Annotated in this window: 21 protein-coding genes and 1 riboswitch; of the genes, 16 read left to right on the top strand and 5 right to left on the bottom strand. The window is 34.3% G+C overall.

Annotated elements, in window-relative coordinates; all coding sequences use genetic code 11:
- Positions 1–3: 3 nt before the first annotated feature.
- Positions 4–186, top strand: a riboswitch (Lysine riboswitch).
- A gap of 193 nt (positions 187–379) precedes the next feature.
- The gene (locus RTL21_RS12490) at positions 380–1,609 is read left to right on the top strand and encodes an aspartate kinase (protein WP_312096250.1); all 1,230 of its coding nucleotides are present in this window, start codon (positions 380–382) and stop codon (positions 1,607–1,609) included.
- Between the two features lie 171 nt (positions 1,610–1,780).
- On the opposite strand, the gene RTL21_RS12485 is transcribed toward RTL21_RS12490, so the two are convergent.
- Positions 1,781–2,242 carry a YslB family protein gene (locus RTL21_RS12485; RefSeq protein ID WP_312096216.1) on the bottom strand — a complete coding sequence of 154 codons (462 nt, stop codon included), beginning with the start codon at positions 2,240–2,242 and terminating at the stop codon, positions 1,781–1,783.
- A 646-nt stretch (positions 2,243–2,888) separates the two neighbouring features.
- Between RTL21_RS12485 and RTL21_RS12480 the strand changes: the two genes are divergently transcribed.
- Genes RTL21_RS12480 through sdhB form a run of 3 tightly spaced genes read left to right on the top strand, consistent with a single transcriptional unit; the run spans position 2,889 to position 6,067 of the window.
- Positions 2,889–3,497: a succinate dehydrogenase cytochrome b558 subunit gene (locus RTL21_RS12480; protein ID WP_312096215.1), complete on the top strand. Its 609-nt coding sequence runs from the start codon at positions 2,889–2,891 to the stop codon at positions 3,495–3,497.
- A 46-nt stretch (positions 3,498–3,543) separates the two neighbouring features.
- Positions 3,544–5,307, top strand: a complete 1,764-nt coding sequence (gene sdhA / locus RTL21_RS12475; RefSeq protein ID WP_312096214.1) for a succinate dehydrogenase flavoprotein subunit — start codon at positions 3,544–3,546, stop codon at positions 5,305–5,307.
- Position 5,308: 1 nt separating this feature from the next.
- The gene (gene sdhB / locus RTL21_RS12470) at positions 5,309–6,067 is read left to right on the top strand and encodes a succinate dehydrogenase iron-sulfur subunit (protein WP_312096213.1); all 759 of its coding nucleotides are present in this window, start codon (positions 5,309–5,311) and stop codon (positions 6,065–6,067) included.
- 37 nt (positions 6,068–6,104) lie between these two features.
- Here the strand turns inward: sdhB and RTL21_RS12465 are convergent, their stop codons facing one another.
- Entirely contained in the window at positions 6,105–7,253 is a 1,149-nt protein-coding gene (locus RTL21_RS12465) for a hypothetical protein (RefSeq protein WP_312096212.1), read from the bottom strand.
- A 309-nt stretch (positions 7,254–7,562) separates the two neighbouring features.
- On the opposite strand from RTL21_RS12465, the gene RTL21_RS12460 reads away from it, so the two are divergent.
- The 5 genes from RTL21_RS12460 to RTL21_RS12440 all read left to right on the top strand — a co-directional run bounded on the left by RTL21_RS12460 (position 7,563) and on the right by RTL21_RS12440 (position 10,439).
- Entirely contained in the window at positions 7,563–7,745 is a 183-nt protein-coding gene (locus tag RTL21_RS12460; RefSeq protein WP_312096211.1) for a helix-turn-helix domain-containing protein, read from the top strand.
- A 198-nt stretch (positions 7,746–7,943) separates the two neighbouring features.
- On the top strand, positions 7,944–8,150 hold the full coding sequence (locus tag RTL21_RS12455) for a hypothetical protein (RefSeq protein WP_312096210.1): 207 nt from the start codon (positions 7,944–7,946) through the stop codon (positions 8,148–8,150).
- Positions 8,151–8,461: 311 nt separating this feature from the next.
- Positions 8,462–9,313 (top strand): ParA family protein, encoded by an 852-nt coding sequence (locus RTL21_RS12450; protein WP_312096209.1) that lies wholly within the window; start codon positions 8,462–8,464, stop codon positions 9,311–9,313.
- Positions 9,313–9,666: a hypothetical protein gene (locus tag RTL21_RS12445; RefSeq protein ID WP_312096208.1), complete on the top strand. Its 354-nt coding sequence runs from the start codon at positions 9,313–9,315 to the stop codon at positions 9,664–9,666. The genes RTL21_RS12450 and RTL21_RS12445 overlap by 1 nt, the downstream gene beginning before the upstream one ends.
- 314 nt (positions 9,667–9,980) lie before the next feature.
- Positions 9,981–10,439 (top strand): YhfM domain-containing protein, encoded by a 459-nt coding sequence (locus RTL21_RS12440; RefSeq protein ID WP_312096207.1) that lies wholly within the window; start codon positions 9,981–9,983, stop codon positions 10,437–10,439.
- A gap of 21 nt (positions 10,440–10,460) precedes the next feature.
- On the opposite strand, the gene RTL21_RS12435 is transcribed toward RTL21_RS12440, so the two are convergent.
- Positions 10,461–11,471 (bottom strand): IS1595 family transposase, encoded by a 1,011-nt coding sequence (locus tag RTL21_RS12435; RefSeq protein ID WP_312096206.1) that lies wholly within the window; start codon positions 11,469–11,471, stop codon positions 10,461–10,463.
- Between the two features lie 299 nt (positions 11,472–11,770).
- On the opposite strand from RTL21_RS12435, the gene RTL21_RS12430 reads away from it, so the two are divergent.
- From RTL21_RS12430 to RTL21_RS12410, 5 genes are all read left to right on the top strand, one after another.
- On the top strand, positions 11,771–12,061 hold the full coding sequence (locus RTL21_RS12430; protein ID WP_312096205.1) for a hypothetical protein: 291 nt from the start codon (positions 11,771–11,773) through the stop codon (positions 12,059–12,061).
- A gap of 198 nt (positions 12,062–12,259) precedes the next feature.
- Complete coding sequence (locus RTL21_RS12425; protein ID WP_312096204.1) at positions 12,260–14,206, top strand: ATP-dependent nuclease; 1,947 nt, start codon at positions 12,260–12,262, stop codon at positions 14,204–14,206.
- Positions 14,207–14,292: 86 nt separating this feature from the next.
- Positions 14,293–14,787: a hypothetical protein gene (locus RTL21_RS12420; RefSeq protein WP_312096203.1), complete on the top strand. Its 495-nt coding sequence runs from the start codon at positions 14,293–14,295 to the stop codon at positions 14,785–14,787.
- 344 nt (positions 14,788–15,131) lie between these two features.
- A complete protein-coding gene (locus tag RTL21_RS12415; RefSeq protein ID WP_312096202.1) occupies positions 15,132–15,755 on the top strand; it encodes a recombinase family protein in 624 nt (207 codons plus the stop codon).
- A 100-nt stretch (positions 15,756–15,855) separates the two neighbouring features.
- A complete protein-coding gene (locus RTL21_RS12410) occupies positions 15,856–16,872 on the top strand; it encodes a phospholipase D family protein (protein WP_312096201.1) in 1,017 nt (338 codons plus the stop codon).
- Between the two features lie 183 nt (positions 16,873–17,055).
- Here the strand turns inward: RTL21_RS12410 and RTL21_RS12405 are convergent, their stop codons facing one another.
- Together RTL21_RS12405 and RTL21_RS12400 are read right to left on the bottom strand one after the other, a co-directional pair.
- Complete coding sequence (locus tag RTL21_RS12405; protein WP_047945067.1) at positions 17,056–18,063, bottom strand: DUF3231 family protein; 1,008 nt, start codon at positions 18,061–18,063, stop codon at positions 17,056–17,058.
- A 387-nt stretch (positions 18,064–18,450) separates the two neighbouring features.
- A complete protein-coding gene (locus RTL21_RS12400; RefSeq protein ID WP_312096200.1) occupies positions 18,451–19,467 on the bottom strand; it encodes a hypothetical protein in 1,017 nt (338 codons plus the stop codon).
- Between the two features lie 1,705 nt (positions 19,468–21,172).
- Between RTL21_RS12400 and RTL21_RS12395 the strand changes: the two genes are divergently transcribed.
- Positions 21,173–21,337: a hypothetical protein gene (locus RTL21_RS12395; protein ID WP_312096199.1), complete on the top strand. Its 165-nt coding sequence runs from the start codon at positions 21,173–21,175 to the stop codon at positions 21,335–21,337.
- Positions 21,334–22,530, top strand: a complete 1,197-nt coding sequence (locus tag RTL21_RS12390) for a tyrosine-type recombinase/integrase (RefSeq protein WP_312096198.1) — start codon at positions 21,334–21,336, stop codon at positions 22,528–22,530. Before RTL21_RS12395 ends, RTL21_RS12390 begins: the two co-directional genes overlap by 4 nt.
- Positions 22,531–22,612: the final 82 nt, after the last annotated feature.

Below are 22,612 nucleotides of genomic sequence, written 5' to 3'. Positions count from 1 at the left end.
ATAAGTGAAGGTAGAGGTGCGAACTTCAAGAGTAATAATTCGGAGAAGAATGAGCTTCAGAGAAGAATTATGAAAGGGATAGATCGCCGAAGTAAAAAAAGTTCTCATGACTTTTTATACTGGTTTTGCATTGAATAAATGTAAGACTGTCAAAACAAGGACCTGTTTTGGAGCGCTATCTCACTGTTTGTGCATATTTAGTATATTTAAAGGACTGCACGGCAATGAGATATTCTCATTGCTTTTTTTTATTGTTTTTTATTCGCTTTTTCGATACTTGTATCCTCTAGGCTATAAGTGCGAAGACATCCTTACATAAAAGAAAAGCAATGAGAAATGAATAGAAACCTCTAAGATTACAAGAAGGTAGGGAATGACTTTGGGATTAGTTGTACAAAAGTTTGGTGGAACATCAGTAGGTAGTGCAGAAAGAATTCTACATGTAGCAGAAAGAGTATTAGAAGAAAAAAATCGAGGGAATGATGTAGTAGTTGTCGTTTCTGCTATGGGAAAAACAACAGATTCTCTTGTAACTCTAGCGAATGAAATCAATCAAAAGCCATCTAAACGAGAAATGGATGTATTACTTTCAACTGGGGAGCAAATCACAATCAGCTTACTGGCTATGGCTTTACAGGCAAAAGGAGTAGAGGCTATTTCTTATACTGGCTGGCAAGCAGGCATTGAAACAGAGGATGTTCATGGAAATGCCAGAATTTTAAACATTCAAACGGAAAAAGTTCAAGACCAATTACAACAAGGAAAAGTGGTTATTGTTGCAGGTTTTCAGGGAGTTACAGAAACAGGCGATATTACCACTCTTGGACGTGGTGGATCAGATACAACAGCCGTTGCTATTGCAGCAGCACTAAAAGCAGATAATTGTGATATCTATACCGATGTTACAGGTGTTTTCACGACCGATCCTCGTTTTGTTAAAAATGCTAGAAAGCTATTAGCTATTTCCTACGATGAAATGTTAGAATTAGCTAATTTAGGGGCAGGGGTACTGCATCCAAGAGCGGTAGAATATGCCAAAAACTATCAAGTCCCGTTAGTGGTTCGCTCAAGTATGGAACAAGAAGAAGGAACAATCATCGAGGAGGAAGTTTCAATGGAACAAAATTTAGTCGTACGTGGAGTTGCATTTGAAGATAATATTACGAGTGTTACGGTATTTGGGTTAAGAAATCCGTTAACAAGTCTTTCTACTATTTTCACAACACTTGCATCTCATCATATTAACGTAGATATTATTATTCAAAGTCTTACGAATGATCAGTTGACTAACCTATCTTTTTCGATTAAAGATAGTGACTTAGAAGAAACATTGAAAGTGCTAGAAGAGAATAAGTCTGAATTAGGATATGATAAAGTTACTTCTGAGCAAGGGTTAGCAAAAGTGTCCATTGTAGGTTCTGGAATGATTTCTAATCCTGGGGTTGCAGCAGATATGTTTAAAGTATTATCTGCCGAAGAAATCATTATTAAAATGGTTAGTACATCAGAAATTAAAGTATCTACTGTTATCGAAAAAGCTAAGATGGTAAAAGCGGTAGAAACATTACATGATGCGTTTGAATTAAGTAAAATCCCTGTAAATGCATAATAATTAGTAGAGGTCCCTATATCTCTAAGCACATCGTGTTTCGTAATAGGGAGCATGTGAAAAATTAAAGCTATACTGCTTAGTTACTGCTCGGTAAAAAGAAAACTCCAAGTGGACAAAAGGGTTTTAGTGCTTAGCTAAAAACTTCCTTTAGTCACTTGGAGTTACTCTTTATTCTTCTACAGAATCTTTGCTATCCCATCGAACAGTAATGGTGATTTTTTGATCTTTTCTTTTTGGATCTTCAAAGGCTTCCGCAATGACTTTTTTTGTTTGCTCATATTGTTGTGCTAAAAAGCCTGCTTCTAGTTGAAATGTACATTTCCCTTTTTCCTTTAATCTTTTTTCGATGAGCTCACTGGATAAGTGATAGGTAATTTCATTTTTTGTTTGTTTAACTACTTCTAAATGTCCCCATCCGACTTTTTGAAAAAAGACATAAGCTTCTTCGACTGCATTTAAAGGAAATAAGCGAGCAATACGTTTACCTGCCCAATATAAGAGATCAGGAGTATCTCGACCTAATAATTCAGGGATAAGTATTTCTCGAATTAATTCGTATCCATATGCGGGAACAGTAAGGGGATCCGTTTCTACCTGTGTTTTTTCTTCTACGGATGTTAAATTACTCAATATGCTCTCCTCTTTCTACCATTCTATTATATTCACTAACTTAGAAGAATTAGTCTCCTTAAAAAGCAATTGTATTAAGTCATGAAGGATTATTCCATACAACGATTATGTAAAAAGTATGGATTCCAAATAAAATAGAATAAAATATATTGTCTAAATAGTATACTGTATAAATGAAAAAAAATCATAAGAAAAGAGAATGATTTTTAAATTAGGATTGCTAAAAAATTTGGAAAAGTCATTTAGAATCGGTTATTGCGCTATAACAAAAAAAGATGGTTAACGTTCCTTTGTTGATTGAAGTGCAGGGTATCTGACTCTTGTTGAAATGTTGAAAGCAAATGCCCTTTTCTGTAATCAATGAAATATATTTAAAAGTAAAAAGTGTAATTAAATGACTTTGTTATTGATTCTATTATTTGATTTGCATATTAAATTTATGCGAATAATAGAAAGGAGGAAATTTTTACTTTTTCCTTACATATAGATAGAAAAAAAGCGGAAGAAAATTTATTTAATGTATCCGTTTTCTTGACCGCAATTTTTTTTAAGAGTACAATTAAATTGTCACTAAATTGTAAGAATTTTTGGTTTTGTTATCGCTTAATAGGCAAAGGGAGTATGTCATCAATTAGGGGGGAATTTTATGGCAGCAAATCGAGAGTTTTTATTCAGAAGGCTTCACTCTTTATTAGGAGTAATTCCTGTAGGAGTATTTTTGATCCAACATTTGGTTGTCAATCACTTTGCAACTAATGGTCCAGAAGCTTTTAACAAAGCAGCTGGATTTATGGAGCATTTACCTTTTCGGTATTTTCTTGAAATTTTTGTAATATTTTTACCAATATTGTACCATGCAATTTATGGAATCTATATTGCGATTACAGCCAAAAATAATACAAAAAACTACGGATTCTTTCGAAATTGGACGTTTTATATTCAAAGGGTGACAGGGATTATTACATTGATTTTTATTGTTTGGCATGTATGGGAAACAAGGGTAGCTGCTCAATTAGGGCAAGAAGTAAACTACGAAATGATGAGCGAAAATTTGGCAAATCCGTGGATGCTAGTGTTTTACTTAGTAGGAGTTATTTCTACAATTTTCCACTTCTCTAATGGATTATGGTCATTCTGTGTTAGCTGGGGAATTACTGTTTCTCCTAAATCACAACGAATTAATACATATGTAACATTGGGGATTTTTGTTGCATTAACAATTGTAGGTGTACGAGCAATATTTGCGTTTGTTTAATAATAGTAGATTAGTAGAGCAATAGATGAAGGAGTGAACGTTTGTTATGAAGAAAGGGAAAGTTATCGTCGTTGGCGGTGGGTTGGCAGGATTAATGGCAGCAATCAAAGTAGCAGAGACAGGGACTCCTTTAGAATTGTTTTCCCTAGTACCTGTAAAAAGATCCCATTCTGTTTGTGCACAAGGTGGTATAAATGGAGCGGTTAATACGAAGGGAGAAGGGGATTCTCCATGGGAACACTTTGATGACACAGTGTATGGTGGAGATTTCTTAGCAAACCAACCACCTGTTAAAGCAATGGCTGAAGCAGCCCCTGGAATAATCCATTTGATGGATAGAATGGGTGTAATGTTTAACCGTACACCTGAAGGATTGCTTGATTTCCGCCGTTTTGGAGGAACACAGTATCACCGAACTGCCTTTGCTGGGGCAACTACAGGACAACAGCTATTATATGCGTTAGATGAACAAGTAAGAAGATATGAGGTCGATGGACTTGTTGTTAAATATGAAGGCTGGGAATTCCTCGGAATTATAACCGATGAAGAGGGTGTATGTAGAGGGATTAAGGCTCAAGATTTAAAAACAATGGAGATTAAGTCTTTTCCTGCAGATGCGGTTATTATGGCGACAGGTGGCCCTGGAATTATTTTTGGGAAGTCTACGAATTCTATTATTAACACAGGTTCGGCAGCATCTGTTGTTTATCAGCAAGGCGCTTATTATGCAAATGGAGAGTTTATTCAAATTCACCCAACTGCAATTCCAGGTGACGATAAACTGCGTTTAATGAGTGAATCAGCACGTGGAGAAGGCGGTCGCATCTGGACATATAAAGATGGAAAACCATGGTATTTCTTAGAAGAGAAATATCCAGCATACGGAAATCTTGTGCCAAGGGATATTGCGACGCGTGAAATTTTCCATGTTTGTGTTGATCAAAAGCTTGGCATTAATGGGGAAAACATGGTGTATTTAGACCTATCTCATAAAAACCCTAAAGAGCTAGATATTAAGCTTGGTGGTATTATCGAGATTTATGAAAAATTCACTGGCGAGGATCCTCGTAAACTTCCGATGAAAATTTTCCCAGCTGTTCATTATTCTATGGGTGGATTATGGGTAGATTATGATCAAATGACGAATATCCCAGGCTTATTTGCAGCTGGAGAATGTGATTATTCTCAGCATGGAGCAAACCGCTTGGGGGCGAATAGCTTACTTTCAGCGATTTACGGTGGAATGGTCGTAGGTCCGAACGCGGTTAAATATATCAGTGGATTAAGTAAAAGTGCAGAAGATTTATCGTCTTCCCTATATGATTCAGCCATTAAACAGGAAGAATCCAAATGGCAGGATATCATGAAAATGGATGGAACAGAAAATGCCTATGTTCTTCATAAGGAATTAGGAGAATGGATGACCGATAATGTTACGGTTGTTCGTTACAACGATAAACTACTTGCAACAGATGATAAAATTCAAGAGCTATTAGAGCGATACAAAAACATTAATATAAATGATACAGCGAAATGGTCTAACCAAGGAGGCGTATTTACTCGTCAATTACAGAATATGCTTCAGCTGGCACGGGTTATCACAATCGGTGCATATAACCGAAATGAAAGCCGTGGAGCCCATTATAAGCCAGAATTCCCAGAACGAAATGACGAAGATTTCTTAAAAACAACAATGGCTAAATTCGTGGGAGAAAACGAAGCGCCTGATTTCCATTATCAAGATGTCGATACATCATTGATTAAGCCTAGAAAAAGAGATTATTCAAAGCAAAAAGAGGGAGTGAAATAAAATGGGGGAACAAAAAACTGTAACTTTTCAAATTTCAAGACAAGATGACCCTAATTCACCATCTTATGTAGAAGAATTTAATTTGCCGTATCGTCCTAATATGAACGTCATTTCCGCTCTGATGGAGATTCGCAGAAATCCTGTGACAAGCAAGGGAGAAAAAACGTCCCCAGTTTCATGGGATATGAACTGTTTAGAAGAGGTATGTGGGGCATGCTCGATGGTGATTAATGGAAAACCTAGACAATCATGTACGGCGCTTATTGATCAATTAGAACAGCCAATTCGTCTGGAACCAATGAGAACATTCCCTGTTGTTCGAGATCTTCAAGTCGATCGAAGCCGCATGTTCGATAGCCTAAAGAAAGTAAAAGCGTGGATACCAATCGATGGTACATATGATTTAGGACCTGGTCCAAGAATGCCAGAGAAAAAACGTCAGTGGGCATATGAATTATCGAAATGTATGACATGTGGAGTTTGTTTAGAAGCATGTCCAAATGTAAATAGTAAATCAAATTTCATTGGACCAGCACCTCTTTCTCAAGTTCGACTTTTCAATTCCCATCCAACAGGGGAAATGAATAAAGAGGAAAGACTTAAAGAGATTATGGGAGATGGTGGACTAGCTAACTGTGGTAACTCTCAAAACTGTGTCCAGTCTTGCCCAAAAGGAATTCCATTGACAACATCAATTGCTGTACTGAATCGTGAAACAACGTTCCAGGCATTTAAGGATTTCTTTGGTAGTGATCATTAATCAAAAAAAGACCGCCATTTTGGTGGTCTTTTTTCGGCTAATATTTTTCTTTGAATTGACGGTAAGCGAAACCAAATTCCTTTGCTATATTTTGTTCTTCGCTAGCTAGTTCGCTTAAGTTAGTCTCTAAATAATCAATAGTAGCTTCTAGAAGCTGCAGATTCTCTGTTAGAATTCGTACATCTTCCTCTTTTTCTATATCAGCAATTCTTTGACCATAATCATACTCATACAATGTATCAAACACTTCATTATTACTTGCCGATAATGCAATTTTCCTATGCAGGCATGGCAGGCAAATTCCACATGGTAAGGTGACAGACGTTTTCCCTTTTCTTTTTATTCGTACACAGTCTACTGTATTTTTAATTTGTAGTTTAAGTTCTTTTGGCATCTGGTTGATGACCGTATGGATAGGATTATGTAATATTGGAGTTTGAATCGCTAAATTAAGGTCTAGATCTGTAAAGAGATCGTTTAATAGTTTAAAGGTTTTCGGATGGGTAGACTTTAGCAATATATTCGAATCGATAGTAACATTCCTATTAATTTTGCTATTTTGATAGACGTATATTTTGCTGCCACCGTTAAAGTATGTTTTTGCTGCTGCGATGGATAGAAGTACGCAAGTGCTTAGTGGCGATTGGTGTCTTCTCATTTTCTTGAAAATTGCAGAGTGCAAATTAATAATTTCTCCTGAATCAGATACATTATCTCGTAGAAAAGTTGCTAGTTTCTCCTGCTTTCCCTTCTCATTTTCATTGTTTAATAGCCGAATATAATCTGAGGCAATAGGTACAGTGGAATAATTATTATTTACAATACCGAAAAGTGACTCCATATCATCCAAAAATAATGTTACCTCATGACTATTAGGCAGGAAGAAAGAAGGCGCAAAAAGGTCAGCATCAATCGATTGAAATTGAAGGTGAATTGGTTCTTCCATTATCCAATCGATGAGTTTTTCTAAAAGTATCTTCTCCTTTTCCCAAAGACTAGCGTGAAAAACGGGAATGCTTAAATAATTATTTTTTCTTGCTTTTTTCGTTAGTTGTTCGAAATAAAATAGGCTGCCCATAATTGTTACTATGTCTATACAGACTGTGCCTTTTCCTTCATAATCATAGTACATTTCGTGAAGCAATTCTTTATGTAAGTTTGTAAGAAATTCTATGTTTAAGTCCATCTTTATCACCAAAGCTTCCTTAGATAACAGAAATTTACTACTACATATTTATTTCCTTAAATTATATCATGGATTTTTAAAGATGAATGTTCTAAATTCGAGTAACTTTTTCAGGGTACCTACCTAAAAATAAGCATTGTTATATTGCTAAATAATCCTAATGGATTATGAAATATAAAAACAGAAAAAACCTTTCCCAATTTCCGTAAATCCAGTCACTCCAAGGTGTCATTTTACATAATATATTCAGACTATAACTATACCCATCCCAAAGTTCATAGCTGGCAAAGGCAAGGAGGGTTACACTACTTGAAGGAGAATGAATTTACTCACAAGCCATTATTAACCAAAAGAGAAAGAGAAGTATTTGAACTGTTAGTCCAAGATAAAACGACTAAGGAAATCGCGAGTGATTTATTCATAAGCGAAAAAACAGTTCGAAATCATATTTCTAATGTCATATATTTTGAATGCGTTACTCCAAAACCTTGATATAGAGCCATTCTTGAATAGGCGGTTGGACAAGCACTATACAAAATAGACACACTTTTTGGTTTCTTCCTGAAAATGTATCTTTTTAAAGATTTTATGGGTTGTTCGTTTAAATGAAATACATGATAAAAAGTCAAAAAAAAATCACCATTTCATGAATCCTGTTTTATAATTGGAAAAATTATTGAGGTGATGTACATGACAACTGTAAAAAATTTTTGGTCAGATAAAGGTATGAAGCCAAATAAAGATTTCATGAAAAGAGAATTGCAAATCGTCACATTGGCGAATGCTGAAGTTAAAAGACGAGGATTTGATGAAAGTTGCGAAGAATTTGGTGAAATGGTGCATGATATAGTCCACGAACTTCATCAGGCATTGCGACCAAAAAATAAAACAAGATGATAAAAGGGAAAGAGCTGAAATAATCAGCTCTTTTTTATCTTAAAAGGGAATGAAGCAACTGAAAAAGAAATCTTTTTAAAGCCATTGTTGTTTCTATAGATGATAAAAGATGCAATCCGTTTTGGGTTGCATTTTTTTTATGAAATATGAAATGTGAAATATGAGTTAATATTTTTAAAATCACGCTATCAGAACCTTCAATTAAAAAATAAGAAATATGAAATATGAATTTTTTTTTGAAATATAAAAGGACTATTTCAAAAATCAATGAAAGAAACATGTACCCATTTTCGGGTGAGGAGGAAAAAACAATGGCAAATAATCAAACAAAAAATAATAAAGCGCGTGTCTTTGTAAGCACCATCAACAAAGGAGGAACATTAAAAACGACTTCTACGGTTTCGATTGCTGGTTCAATTTTAAGAGATAAAGCAGATAACATCAAAAACAAAAAAATATTAATCATTGATTTGGATACACAAGGTAATGCAGCCACGGCATTCGGGAAGAATCCTGATAAGTTCGAATACACCATCTACGATGTGTTAATTGGAGAAGTGAAAGCAGAAGAAGCGATTGTCAAAGTATACCAAAATGACGATGGACGAATCGACATTCTTCCTGCCAATGATGATTTAAGCAATATTGAAATGGATGTGTTAACCAATATTGAACATTACGGAAGACCCCTAGATTTATTAAAAACCACATGCGGTCATTTAGTTGAACACTATGATTTCATCTTATTTGATACACCGCCACACATGGGATTGCTAGTCTTAAACACTCTTTGTTTTAATGTGGGTGTTCCTGTGGAACTATTAATTCCGTTTCAGCCTGAAAATTTCGGGTTCAGAAGTTTAATTAAAGTCCTAAAGCAGTTCAAAAAGGCACAAGAAAAGCACAATCCTAACTTAAAAATCGGCGGTATTTTCGGAACTTTAGTCAACGAAAAGACAACAATCCACGGTGAAATCTTAGGAATGGCAAAACAGACCGCCATGACTTATGGATATAATTTCTGCAACACCTTCATTCCGCAAAGCATTCAATCTTCAAAAGCGTTCGGATACGAGTCATTGCCTGTGACATTGGTGAAACCTAAACAAGAAAATAAAAAATTAATAGAAGCATATAAAAAAATATGGGAGGAGATAAAATAATGGCAAAAGGAAAAAATTATTTGGATAGTTTGGACGAAATCGTGGATATAAATTTAGATGAAAAAAAAGCAGATAGTAAATCCATAGCACAAACTGTAGCAAATGAAAAAAAGTATGAAACAGAACATAAATCAATTCTACAAAAAGAAGAGCTGCAAGATATATTCACCAGATTAACAATGACACTTCCTGAAAGCATAAACAGACCGTTGGAGGATTACATCAACACTCAAAAACGAAAAGGAGTCAAAAAATTCGACATCATTTATAAAAAGGATAGGAAGATTTCCAAGAGCTCCTATATGGTGGAAGCCTTAATCAATCAAATGAAAAGAGATGGAATCATCACTTAGAAAAACTCATCACTTTAGAAGGACGGTAAACGTCCGTTTTAGCCGTTTAATTTGCTTTTCACCCCATTTCTTTATGAAAAGCTTTTAAGCCTCTGGAATGACCTTTAAACCACTCTAAAGGGAAAGTACGGAATGACTGTTAGTATATCAATCGCTACATATTTTTCATTTCTAAAAAAATGGATTTTTTCGTAAAGTTTGTTGTTTTTTGTATATAGGTTTCTAAGTTAAAGTTATGTTATAGAAACATTTGGAGGATTTGACTCGTCTAAATAGAAAGGTAGTTAAAAATAAACTTTTGGAGGTAATTTTACTTGAAGAAAAATATTCTTTTGATGGTTTTCATAATATCCATTTCTTCAATTCTTTTTGCTTGTCAATCGAAAGGAATCACTACTGAAATCTCTGCAAATCCAACTGCTAAATCGGAAAATGATAAAAGACTATCATTCAAAAATGATTTTAAAAGCATTAGCATTTCAAAAACAAACGGTGTCAATGAAATCACCTTTGATGACAAAGATACCTTAAAAGCCTTTCAAGTCATCTTTTCAAGTGCAGTAAGAGAACCTGGTATAGTTGATATGGCTGCCCCCGAATTTTATATGGATGTCGTTTATGATAAGGACAATCAACAAAGTTTATATTTATGGATAGGCGAAAAAGGACAAAGAAGCACATTTATGGAAACGGAAGATACAAATACTATCTATACCGTTTCAAATGATATGACTGATAAATTAATTGAATTAGTAGAATCTCGATTTAATTAAGACTTCGTACGAAGTCTTTTTTTATGCACTTCTTAGCATTTCAACAGTAGTCTTATTAGATTTTCGACAGGCTGAAACAAGCATTTGTTCTACTCGTTTATCAAATGCTAAGTTTTTCCCTAATTCAAGCCAACGGAACCAGTAGAGGTAGTTATCAAGATATTTGGTAGCTACACCTTGAAACCTAACCATCCAATCTTCCAAGCGTTTATGAAAGTTATTGACGTGTTGAACGTGGTATAAACCCTTTTTGACATACCCTTCTTTACTGACATTAACCGTTTCGTGTTTTAACCCCTTAATCAAAGCGAACTTTTTATAATTCGTTGCTGTATCTGTACATAACAAAGCAGAGGGGTCTATATGTTCCCCAATTACGGCATCTTTTTCTTCTGCTCGTACACGCCCACGACCAGCCTTTCGTGCAACTACACTACCATTACGGTCTTGGGCTACAACCACTGCAATTTTAAGGTTGGAAATGCCCCTCTTTTGGTCTTTACCACCACGCTCTTTCGGTTCTCTATGTGTTAATTTTCGTTTTCCTTTCATAGACTCTTTAAGGAATGTTTCATCGCTTTCAACAATCCCTTTGAGTTGGTCAAATCCGAGACTACCTAATGCGTTCAAGATTTTATGTCTCCAATAAAATGCAGTGGAGATGTGTATTTTAAGGCGTTCAGCGATTTTAGGCAAAGTATAGCCTTCTACCATTAATTCAATGTACTTAACCCATCTTTCGGGATAACGAGAACCTGAAAACGGGGTGTTTGTCATATCGTTAAAGGTCTTCCCGCAATCCTTACATAGATAACGTTGGCGTGTTTTGTATTTGCCGTTCCGCTTAACAGAAGTGCTTCCACAATGAAGACAACCCATTCCTGACGCAAAACGAGCTTCACGAATATCTTTCAATAGCTTCGTAATTCTGCTTGGGTCATCTGGGAATAGGTCTTGATTCATTGCATTGAACAACGCTATCTTCTCAGAATCAGTTAATTCGCCAAACTGCTCATAAACATCTAACCACATAATTGAACGCCTCCTGACCGCATTATATCAACCTTTTTACAGTATGGTCAAGATAGCAACAATCTATGCGAAAACAGCCAAAAAAATAAATAATTAGAGATGGGTTGTTGTTATACTAATCTGTTTGTTGAAGAACAAGAGAAAAGAGAGACAACCCCAGCGATTACTGCTTTAACATTAGCTTTTGTTAACTAAACTAGAAAAAGGTTGCAACAACATTCAAATATATTCACAAATTTGTCGAAAGGTATTTTTCCTCATCCTGACGAATTGGTTTTTTATTAGGAAGGAGTGGTTGTTTGAAGATATTAACGGTTCCAAGTGCTAAAGAAGAAATAAGGCGTTTACAACACTTTATTCAAGTTGTAGAATCCTTTGAGGCAGACACTTTGGAGAGATGGATAATAAAAGAATATGCATTTACGAGCAGCATCCGAGAAGTGGTTCTTCGTGGAAATAAAAAAGGACTTAAACATAATGGGGCAGATTTAGACTGTGATTATGTAAGAAGTGTTATCGTAGCTAATCCAAAGGATGAACTACATAAATTAATCAAAGGTAACTATAAAATAAGACTGAAAGGGAAATAACTCTTGGTTATTCGAAAACTGAAATAAATTACAAGTTATTTTGGGCTTTAATGATGAATTCAGGGTCTTCTTGAGTTTTGTTATTAATTATAAATGACACCATTAAATCCAATATCGTTATTTTATTGCACCACTTTTTTCTAAATATCCCTTATAATTAAAGAATGTAAAATATTGGCGAAATATAGGGGGATGAAAGTGAAATTAAGTACAGTTGAGGTTAGAAATTACAAGTCCATTAGCCATATTGTAGCGAATATTGATGACCTAACAGCAATTGTCGGAAAAAATAATTATGGTAAATCAGCCTTATTGGACGCAATACAGTGCTTTTATGGAGACAAAACAATTAATGATGACGATTTTCATATGGGAAAAGAAGAAAATATTGAAATAAGCTTGCATTTCTCTAGCATCGTTAACGAAGACATTGAACGGTATTTTAATTACAAATCAATGTATAACAAAACTATGCTTAAAATTATGGAGAACGAAGGTAACCAGGTTCTAAAGGAAAGAGAACTTCGTAAATTAGAGGAAAAACGATTACAAAAGTTTTCTGAAACCACTGAAAAGTTTTGTCTGGATTTAGAGCAAAATGACAGTATAACTATTAAGTTAATCAAGCCAAGACGAGGAAACGGTGTATATAAACTATGTAATGACTCCACCGTTGCGAAAAATGATTTCTGTAAATTAATACCCCCTATCAAAGTCATCTCTGCAATTAGAACACCCGATAAAGAAACTACTGCTGGAACTAAATCAAATATGAAAGAACTAATATCATTACTGCAAGGACAACAGGAAGAGGAAAATTTCGTAAAGATACCTAATTCATTAGGTAAATTAACTTATGGAGAAATAAAAGCACTTATATCCACTAACGAAGAGGAACAATGCCGAAATTTATCAAATGACTTAACTACACTCTTTCAGGAAGCAATTAGTACCGATACGCTATCTGTAAAGGTTAAAATTGAAGAAGGTTTTAAATTCGATTTTAAATACAAGACAGTGCTTATAGATAGGGATATGCCACATAAGGAAATTGATATATTATCTTGTGGAACAGGACTTCAAAGTATGATGATTTTATCCATACTTCAAACTTATATTAAAATGATGAATGACAGCGATTTAATTTTACTTATTGAAGAACCAGAGGTATATTTGCATCCTTCACTTCAACGAAAAATGATTAATACATTGGTGAAAATAAGTAAAAAGAATCAAGTATTGTTAACTACCCACTCACCTATTATTATTAGCAAGATTGACCAGCAAAATATTCATTGTATAAATAAGGTCGGTGGAGTATCCAGTATTATGCATGCTACTGCAACCAACATTATTGAAGAGCTTGGTATTCAAGTATCGGACATCCTAAATAAGAATGCGGTATTGTTCGTAGAAGGAAAAGACGATAACAATTTAATCACTGCATTAATTAACAAAGTTGCATTAAATATGGGCTTAAACAGCGATTTTACGATGAAAGAGATTGATATAATACAAACAGACGGTTTTGATAAAATGGATTTTTATGCTAATGCTAAAATCTTACATAAAGATGTAGTTAGAACACCATATTGGGTGTTAACCGATTCTGATGGAGAAGAAATACCAACTAGAAAAGCTTCGTTAGTTAAAAAAGGTACTGATAACGGAGTAACAATAGATGAAGAGCGAATAAAAATTCTATACGAATATGCAATTGAATCCTACTTTTTGGACCCAACTATTTTATCATCACTATTTCCAAATTTGGGATTAGAAGAGTTAAAGGAATTATGTGATTGTTATTTTTCAGCTTATGAAACTGCCTTAGGTTTATTAAGGTTAAATAAGTTCGGCAAGAAGCAACACTTCAGAGCAAATTTTAAACCCAAGATTATGTTTAGTGATATAGATAAACCTCAACAAGCCATAAATCACATCTTAGATACCCAATATCGTGCTAGTGAACGGGTTAAAGAAACAAGAAACAAACTAATCCAAGAGTGGTCATCTTTGGAGGACCCTATAGGTAAGCTAGTCGAAAGTTTGGATATTGTACTTCTCAAAGAAACAAGGATGAGCGAAATAATAAATGTAGTTGAAGAAATTATTACTGAGATAGCTCCACAGGGAGTAGTACAATAGAAGAGAAATGGGGAGTAGATTTGGGGTTGAAATTACGCAATTTAAACAAGAGCTTGGAATTCAAAGTAAGTAAATGCATTGCTCTATTGGATGATGAATATAGAGCTTTAGACTTTACTATTGATTTTTATAAAAATAGAGAAAGACTAAAGCAGGAGCAAAAAAATAACCCTGAAATGAGTGAAGAGCAGTATAAACAAATTTTATCAGGGGAGAATTCAACTTCAGGAATAACCATTTCTGATTTAAAGAAAATCAAGATTTTCTTATTTCTATATGATAAAAAGATAGAAACAAAGCCTAGTGAAATTATTCTATTAATTGGTAATATTTATCATGAGTTACGCCATGCATGGCAAGCTACAAACAATTTATACACTGATGAACCTGAAATTTCTACAATTGATGGAAGTTTTGAAGATTATCTTAGACTTCCTTCTGAGAAAGATGCGTATATATTCCAAGAAGAACAATTGGATAAGTACCAACGAAAAATTCTGGAGAACTTCGGTTATACAGTGAACGGTGAAATTCCTCCTTTTCGTTTATTAGATTATATCAGGGAAATTGTTTATTCATAAAGAATACATATCAATTTGCACCGTATTTGCGGTGCATTTTGTTTATAAAAAATAGCAAAGACCATCCCAGGTAAGGTTGGTTGCCATGATTTTTTTTACTGCATCCATCGGCTTTTTTTTATTTAAAATCATATCCCCATAAACACTATTTTTTATTTCGAATTACATTTTCTTCTTCTTTTTTACTAAAAAGGATTCGAATTTATTTTATAGAAATGAAATATGTCCGAATAGGGTAGACCTCGTCGGACGAAATTTCAAAATCGAATTTGGACCCAGGGCGAAACCTATTATCTTGTTTCTAATGTCCGTTTTACATGTCCGAAAAGTAAGGAGAGAAAAACATGGAATTTGCTTATGCTCGCGTCTCGACTCGTGACCAAAATTTGGAAAGACAGTTAATAAAGTTTAAGGAAATGGGAATCCCTGAAGAAAATACTTTTGTCGATAAATCAACAGGAAAAAACTTCGATAGAGAAGGCTATCGAACATTGAAAGAACGACTGCAAGAAGGGGATAGCGTTTTTCTAGATGCTCTGGACCGGCTTGGCAGAGATTATGACCTTATCATCCAGGAATGGAAAGACATCACAAGAAGAATAGGTGCAGATATTGTGATTTTAGAAAATAAAGAGCTGTTTGACAGTCGAAAATTCAAGGCTATGGGTGACATGGGAAAATTGCTGGAAGACCAATTATTAACGACCTTGGCATTTGTATCCGACCAGGAACGCAAAAAATTGCTAGAGCGCCAAAGAGAAGGCATCGCATTAGCGAAAGCTGCTGGGAAATATAATGGGAAACCCAAAAAATACACAGTACATAATGGTAGCTTGATGCATGCAATTGAACTATACAAGGAAGGGAAGAAAACCGTGAAAGAAATTACAAACATCACAAAAATTTCTCGCAGTTCTTTCTATGAATATATTAAAGAGCATGATATTAAACGGAATTGTTTTAGCTAGCTTATAATATCTAGAAGTTGATAATAAAAGATGTCCAGAATTTGCTAGATAATGTGACCAAAAAAAATATAGAGTAAAATGATTTGTAGGGGTGAAATTGATGGAGTTATTAAAGAACAATTTAGAACAAGAGTTATTCAAAGTGTTACAAACGAGCGAAAAGGAAATTATAATTATTAGCCCGTTTATGAGCCTAAATAGCGCAGAAAAGTTAGTCCATATAATAAAAGAACATCATGTGAATTGTAGAGTTATTACGAGATTTGAACGCAAGTCTTTTATCGAAAAAGCCAATAGTTTAGATGCATTAAAAATACTTATTGAAAATGGTGTTCAAGTTTTAGCATTGAAAGATTTACATTCCAAGGTATATCTTATTGATTCTAAAAGATGTTTTGTTGGTTCAGCTAATTTTACGAATAAAGGATTGAACATAAATCATGAGCTATTATTATACTTTGACGAAATAAGTGAAGTGGAAAAATTTAATTCTTATGCTAGTGAATTAGTAACTAGCATTGAAGAATCAGGGAATTGGTTAGTAACAATGGAGCGCATACAAAAGGAACAAGAAGATATAGAAAAGTATAAAGAAAGCCAAAAAGAGAAGGAAAAAATAAATGATTCTTGGGGAGCGGTATTAAAATCAGAAGAATTAGTCGATGAAAATTCCCCAATTTTATCAGTACCAGCAGGGGACACAATACATTTAATTGAAAAGTATTTTATTCATGCTCACCCAATCGCAAAAGGTTATAATTATACACCTACAGAATACATCACATTTCGAAAATCTAATGGTGGTGTAATGGATGCAGTTTATAGGATTATTCAAACATTCCCTCTTGAAATGAAAGAGTGGAGAAATGAAATGGAAAAGATAGAAATATCCAAAACCGTTAAAGCAAATCTCATTAATTATATTGTTAATCGTTATAGAGATTTTGAATTTGATAAGGCACCAAAATATAAATTTTATCTTTTAAGCTTGCTGTGTGACCTTCCTAATGAACCGCATCCACTAGTTAATAACCCAGGGGGATGGGTATATTCATTGAAAGACTTAAAAGAAAGTAATGGGCATGTACAAACGATTAGACAAAAGGAGAAAATGTAATTTATTTTGATTAAGTTATTTAATTCTAAAATAGATTGTGAAAATTTCTACTTAAACTAATTGGCAGGTTAGTGGAATAATGGCTTTCATATATCTAGTACACTCACCATTTCTTAAAGGAGATTTGGAATACTCCTTTGAAAAACAAAAAAGCTACCGTACTTTGGTAGCTTTATTTTTTTTTTAGTCTTGAGCAAGCTTATCTCTATTTAGTGCAACAGGAGGTTTCTCCATCCACTCATTTTTTATCATAAAGGTTTTTATATTTTCTTCATATTGATACACATCTGCAATTATCTTTGCATATGTAGTTTTTAAATCTTTTCGGATACTTACTGCTGCACTATATCCATAACTGGCGATACCATCACGATTAAGTTGGTCTAATAGATAAGATATTAATTTATCTGAAAAAGGAGATGTTTTACCATCCAAAACATTCGTATCCCAAGTCATTGAAATAGGCAAATCATTTTGAACTAAAATATCACCTAATTTGTCTATAATATTTAAAGATAATTCTTTTCCATGTTGCAATAAACTCATTAATTGCTGATTAGATGTAGATTGTATAAATCCAATTAATAAGTTTTTACCAATATAATTCATAAAAACATTTTTGTGTAGCTCATTTGCTTCTCTTGCCGTTAATTCTCGATTATCATTAAAGAAGTTACCCAAAAATCCTTTATCTGCAATTGGGTTTGTTTCATGAGTGGAGGTAATTGAAGGAGGTCTTACAAATACTCCCTTTTCTAATAGAATAGTTGTTGTACGTTCAAATAAATTTGAAACGTTTTTTAATTGTTCATGGAAAAAATTGCGGATATCCTCCCTTACTGAATCGGATAGTGCCATACTTGTTAAGGACATTCCAATTTTAGACATATTATTTAAATAAAATAGTATAAAAACATCCGTATACATCTTAGGGGCATTTGGGTTTAAATCATCTTTAATGTTAAAGCCTTTAGGGATTGGATAGTTTTCACTTCGTAGAACAGATTCAAAAAATTGTACAGCAGATTTAGAAATAGAAACCGCCTCACTACAAAGAGATTTAACTTCTTCTAGTTCTGATGTTAGGGTAAGATACTCCAAAACAACATTTGACATACTATTATTCATGAACTGTTCCCAACAGTGTGCTAACTCACCCGCAGTTAACTTTGCAGCCTTTTTATTATCCATATAATCAATTCCTTTTTAAGATTAATTTTATATTCTATAACAAGTATCTGGTATTTTTTTATCAATTATGTATTATTGCATGGAAAATTAATAATTTTTTGGTTTGTCAAGGGAGATATCATAACTAAGAGGGCTTTTCAAATATTCAGCAATGGGGGACTTTAAAAAAGTTTGTGAAATATTGTACTTAAACTATCGGGTGCTTTAGTTCAATAAATGATATAGCAAAAATGCTCGGAGCCTTTTTGCTCCGAGCATTTTTTATACCAAATTTGCTTGTAATTAAGGTGCTAATTTAATTGAGGTTTTTGCTAAAAATAATTAACATTTTGTACTTCAAAAAAGAACCCGTTACTTAAAATAGATGTTTTTTCATCCATTATGAATCTACAATTTCTGAAAATATTGTTTTTCCACATTTTCTAGGGTAACAAATTCATCTTCTTCCTTGTTATCGTTTTTCAGGTGCTTTCCTGCAAGATTACAAGCGATTTTTTTATATTCCTGCAAGGTTTCAAGGTTGGCAAAATAGTCGGTTTGCTGCTTTTCAAAGTACATACGCAAGAAATTTGGATAGACTTGATTATCCACTACTTCGAAGCCATCGCGAAGAAGAGGTCTTAGAGCAATGTCTAAATCATTCATTTCGGATTCTCTTTTGACAAGGACTTTCTCTTCGTCCAGTTCCTCTACATAAGAAATGGCATTATTAAGTATTTGGCTATAAACGGCATCTACTCGGTCCATAATGTGTTTGAACATATCTTTTGGATATAATTTAAACACTGACCAAAGCATCGGTATATTTTTTAAGTACCACTTAATGTCATTTAAACAGTCGAATAGATATTTTGCATGCTTTCTTTGTTCGTAAGTTACATAGGTTTCTCTTGCTTTTCGAGCATCTATTAGTTTATCAAAAAACTCCAGTTCGATTTGTCGAATCAATGGATTGGAGATATCTTCATCCAGTTCCTCTTTTCGTTTATTCCAGTCTTTTGGGTTTAATAATGCCCATTTTCTTTCATCTTTCCAATATGCAATTCCGATTTTATTTCTTCCAGTTACGACATAATCCCTGTGTTGCAAGTCATGGGGCTTTAGTCTCCAATAACCAATTTCTACAACGACTTGAGCAAGGTCTCCGCAATAATATTCCACTCTCGACCGCATAAATTTCGTTCCTGAAATAGGCAAGTTTACAGGTTCTTCATAAAATGCAGGTAAATAAAAAATCCCTTTTTCTAAATTTTGCTCTTGATTATATTGAATTTTTAAATCTTCTTCATCAAATAGCCGTTTATCTATTTGTTCTTCATCCAAATCATAATATTGAAACTGCAAATCAGGACAAAAATACTTTTGTTCCAACATTTCCATTAATTCAATAAACGATTGATTCATAAAAACACTCCCTTTCGTTTTGACTAAAAAATACACTTAGATTTTACATAGAAAATCGAAAATGAGTGTTATTTTCCGTTATCTTTTTACAAAAATTTACAATTTTTGAAGTATGATATTAATGGGGATTATCCTTTCAAGACCGCTGTCTTGATAACTCTGTCTTTTTAGGATGGTTAGTATTTTACTATTTTCAGATGCTTTCTGAAAAATAACCGTTCTGTTAGAATGGCACATCATTTTTTGCTGTCAAATTGCTATTTGGCAAACCTTGCTCTTTTAGAGTAAACCTAACTTCTATTTAATTCTTTATCATGTTTTACATAATATCCCTTTGTTCTTTTAGAACAAATCAATTGATATGTGTAACTGTTTTGGGTTTTACCAGAAACAAAAAAACATCTTTTTAAGATGCTAAAAACTAATCAACATAATAGGGACAATAAAGCAAATAGAATTTTATGCAGAGATAAAATTCATGCGCATATCTGTTCTTGTCCTGAGCATATCAATAAAGCAGCATGACGAAAAACTGAATAAAAGCTTGTACAATGTCGCATCATGCAAGGTTCAAGTTAGAAAGGAATATCATAATAAGTTTTACTTGTTGTTTGTCACTTTTGAATTTAGGAAAACAGGATGATTTGTTTCCTGACCAGTCAAAACGAAAATAAATTATGTGGAGGAATAAAAGATGAAACATTGTTCAAATTGGTTTCCCTAATCAAGAAAAATTGAAAAAGGTGGAGAACGAATCGTAAGATTCATTGGTTAAATTTTAGCAAGACTTACAATTGAATAGATTTGGTAAGAAAACTCGACGAGAACCCGAAACCGCATATTCTGCTGTAAATTCTCTCTGGTGCAAGCCGAGAGGCTAGACTGGTTGCGCGGTCAATGTTTCACCAAAGAATATGAGATTTTGGTATAGGTTATTATCATATTTACGCTGCTTTAAAATAGTCCTGTGAAATCCAAGCAGGAACGCTCTCAGATGGTGTACAAATGTACATTAGGCTGTGTGGCGTGGTGCAAGTATCCGAAACTCAGATACACATAGTTTTCATAATATGGGTAGGTACTCTGGGAATGAGGAGAACAACATCCGGTACCACCTGTATCTAGCGATGTTTTCTCGCAAACGGAATTTTTTCTAAAATCGTTTGCCGAACTATTTCGGCAAAGGATTTTAGAAAAAATGGAGTGGTTCTTGACTTATCTAATGATTTCGCGGCGACGCGGAAGCATTAGATAAGTCAAGAATGCGGGGAAATGAGCGGCAGGGGGATGAAGGTATGGCGTGGATGCGGATGACGGGTTCTTTCAACTGGCGGAGCGAAGTTTGAAATGCTTTCGCCGGTTGAGGCGGAAGTATTTCAAACTTTGTGGAGCAAGGTTGGAAGAACCCGTTCATTAGACCGAGTTTCTTTTGCGTGCAAAAGATTACTCGGACTTATAAAACGGGTGATTTTGACCTTGACCTCCTCATTTTTGGTTTGGAACGAGCGCCCTGTAGGCGCGTTGTTTCAAACCAAAAATGAGCTTTTTATTTGGGGCTCAAAGCCCCAAATAAAAAGAAAGGCGCCACTTCGTGCCGCTAAAAAAAATTTCATATGGACGAAAAAATGGACCCTTTTATGCACGATATTTTTGATTTTCCGCTACAATTTTAGTACCAAAAAATTCTATATTGGGGGTGGGAGATATGTTGACTTATAAAGAACAAGTCGCGTTAGCGGCGAATTTGATGGTGGAAACTGAAAGGCGAGAAGCTATCAAACAAATTGCGAAAGAAAACAAAAAGCCATTTCGCAGAGTATTTCATGATGTCGTAAGTGCTACCCATAAGCAAAGGGGGTATAAACGATGAATAAAACAGAGGTTTTAGCCAAAACAGATGAACTGTTTAAATTGGCGGATGAAAAACGATTGGCTCGTGTCGATGAAAAAGGAAAAGCATTGAAAGACAATCATCGAGGAGGTTCTTATATCACTTACCGAGACGATGCAAAACGAGTCATTAGAACGATTATAAATGTAGTGAATCCAAGACTTGGAAGAACGGCTGCCAAATACAACAATCCGTTGTTTTGGGATAAAGAAACGGTGGAAAAGTATTTGGAAATCCGTTGTGAGCAATCAATTAAAGGAGAAATTGCTCCAAAAACCATTGCTGGAGAAATGCATGCGATAGATGCATTACGGCAATTCTCCAATAATAAAGAAATCAATGTATTCTCAGGACATAAAAAAATCAAAATAGGTGGATATGAAGTTCATAGGGAACGACTGAGCTATATTAAAGAAGAAGTCGGAAGTTATTCCTATAAAACCTCTTCATGGGCAAAAATGCGGATGAATGAAGCACATACAGTCATGAAACATCTATCAGGTCCATACTCAGAATGGGCAAGGAATGTACTCGATACCGTCATTCATACAGGAGCAAGAAGTACCACTGCCTTTATGATGGAAAAACGACACATCGTGACCGAAAACAATTATACCCGTTTGGAGTATCAAAAAGGAAACAAAAAAACCAACCTTCCGATGACCGAGTTCGGGATGGCTGTCATGAATGAAAAGAAAGAAAAGGCAAAAAATCCAGGTTCTTTACTTCATTCGTTAAAAGGTCCTGATGGAAAGGAATTGTCCAATAAACAAAAGCAAAAAATTTTGGATAGATATGTATCTAAAGCTGCGGAAAAAGCAGGAATCGAATTGCCTGATAATAAGAAATTTACTGTCCATTCGTTTAGAAAATCCTTTGGACAAAATATCTATGATTCTACTCGTGGGATGAATCGTGATGAAATCAATCGCAAAATTAATGAGTTTTTAGCATTACAAGGAGCAAATGCCAAAGTGATTCAGGATAGAATGAACAGAGAAAAGAGACGAATTAACAAATACAATATAGAGCGCGGAAGGAGCACGAGAGAATTCACAGTAGAGGAGCTGAGAGCTATGTACACGAGCCTTATGCTTTCCCATTCACGCCTAGATATCGTTTCCCATTATGTAAACAGAGACATCAAACAACACGAACCAGATACAAGATAATACCCTTAATTTTGGGTATTTTTTTGTTGGAGCAAAATTTTCATATTTTATACACCTCTTAGACCAGATATCATTTTACCAA

Source organism: Niallia sp. (genome assembly GCF_031978665.1).
Taxonomy (GTDB): domain Bacteria; phylum Bacillota; class Bacilli; order Bacillales; family Cytobacillaceae; genus Niallia.
Note: the sequence above shows the minus strand (reverse complement) of the source record. Positions and strands in the feature narration are given on the sequence as shown.

What these genes read in the sequence shown, in the direction of transcription:
- RTL21_RS12480 (WP_312096215.1), top strand. Translation starts at nt 2,889, where the DNA reads ATGGCAGCAAATCGAGAGTTTTTATTCAGAAGGCTTCACTCTTTATTA.
- sdhA (WP_312096214.1), top strand. Translation starts at nt 3,544, where the DNA reads ATGAAGAAAGGGAAAGTTATCGTCGTTGGCGGTGGGTTGGCAGGATTA.
- sdhB (WP_312096213.1), top strand. Translation starts at nt 5,309, where the DNA reads ATGGGGGAACAAAAAACTGTAACTTTTCAAATTTCAAGACAAGATGAC.
- RTL21_RS12465 (WP_312096212.1), bottom strand. Translation starts at nt 7,253, where the DNA reads ATGGACTTAAACATAGAATTTCTTACAAACTTACATAAAGAATTGCTT.
- RTL21_RS12455 (WP_312096210.1), top strand. Translation starts at nt 7,944, where the DNA reads ATGACAACTGTAAAAAATTTTTGGTCAGATAAAGGTATGAAGCCAAAT.
- RTL21_RS12450 (WP_312096209.1), top strand. Translation starts at nt 8,462, where the DNA reads ATGGCAAATAATCAAACAAAAAATAATAAAGCGCGTGTCTTTGTAAGC.
- RTL21_RS12445 (WP_312096208.1), top strand. Translation starts at nt 9,313, where the DNA reads ATGGCAAAAGGAAAAAATTATTTGGATAGTTTGGACGAAATCGTGGAT.
- RTL21_RS12435 (WP_312096206.1), bottom strand. Translation starts at nt 11,471, where the DNA reads ATGTGGTTAGATGTTTATGAGCAGTTTGGCGAATTAACTGATTCTGAG.
- RTL21_RS12415 (WP_312096202.1), top strand. Translation starts at nt 15,132, where the DNA reads ATGGAATTTGCTTATGCTCGCGTCTCGACTCGTGACCAAAATTTGGAA.
- RTL21_RS12410 (WP_312096201.1), top strand. Translation starts at nt 15,856, where the DNA reads ATGGAGTTATTAAAGAACAATTTAGAACAAGAGTTATTCAAAGTGTTA.
- RTL21_RS12405 (WP_047945067.1), bottom strand. Translation starts at nt 18,063, where the DNA reads ATGGATAATAAAAAGGCTGCAAAGTTAACTGCGGGTGAGTTAGCACAC.
- RTL21_RS12400 (WP_312096200.1), bottom strand. Translation starts at nt 19,467, where the DNA reads ATGAATCAATCGTTTATTGAATTAATGGAAATGTTGGAACAAAAGTAT.
- RTL21_RS12395 (WP_312096199.1), top strand. Translation starts at nt 21,173, where the DNA reads ATGTTGACTTATAAAGAACAAGTCGCGTTAGCGGCGAATTTGATGGTG.
- RTL21_RS12390 (WP_312096198.1), top strand. Translation starts at nt 21,334, where the DNA reads ATGAATAAAACAGAGGTTTTAGCCAAAACAGATGAACTGTTTAAATTG.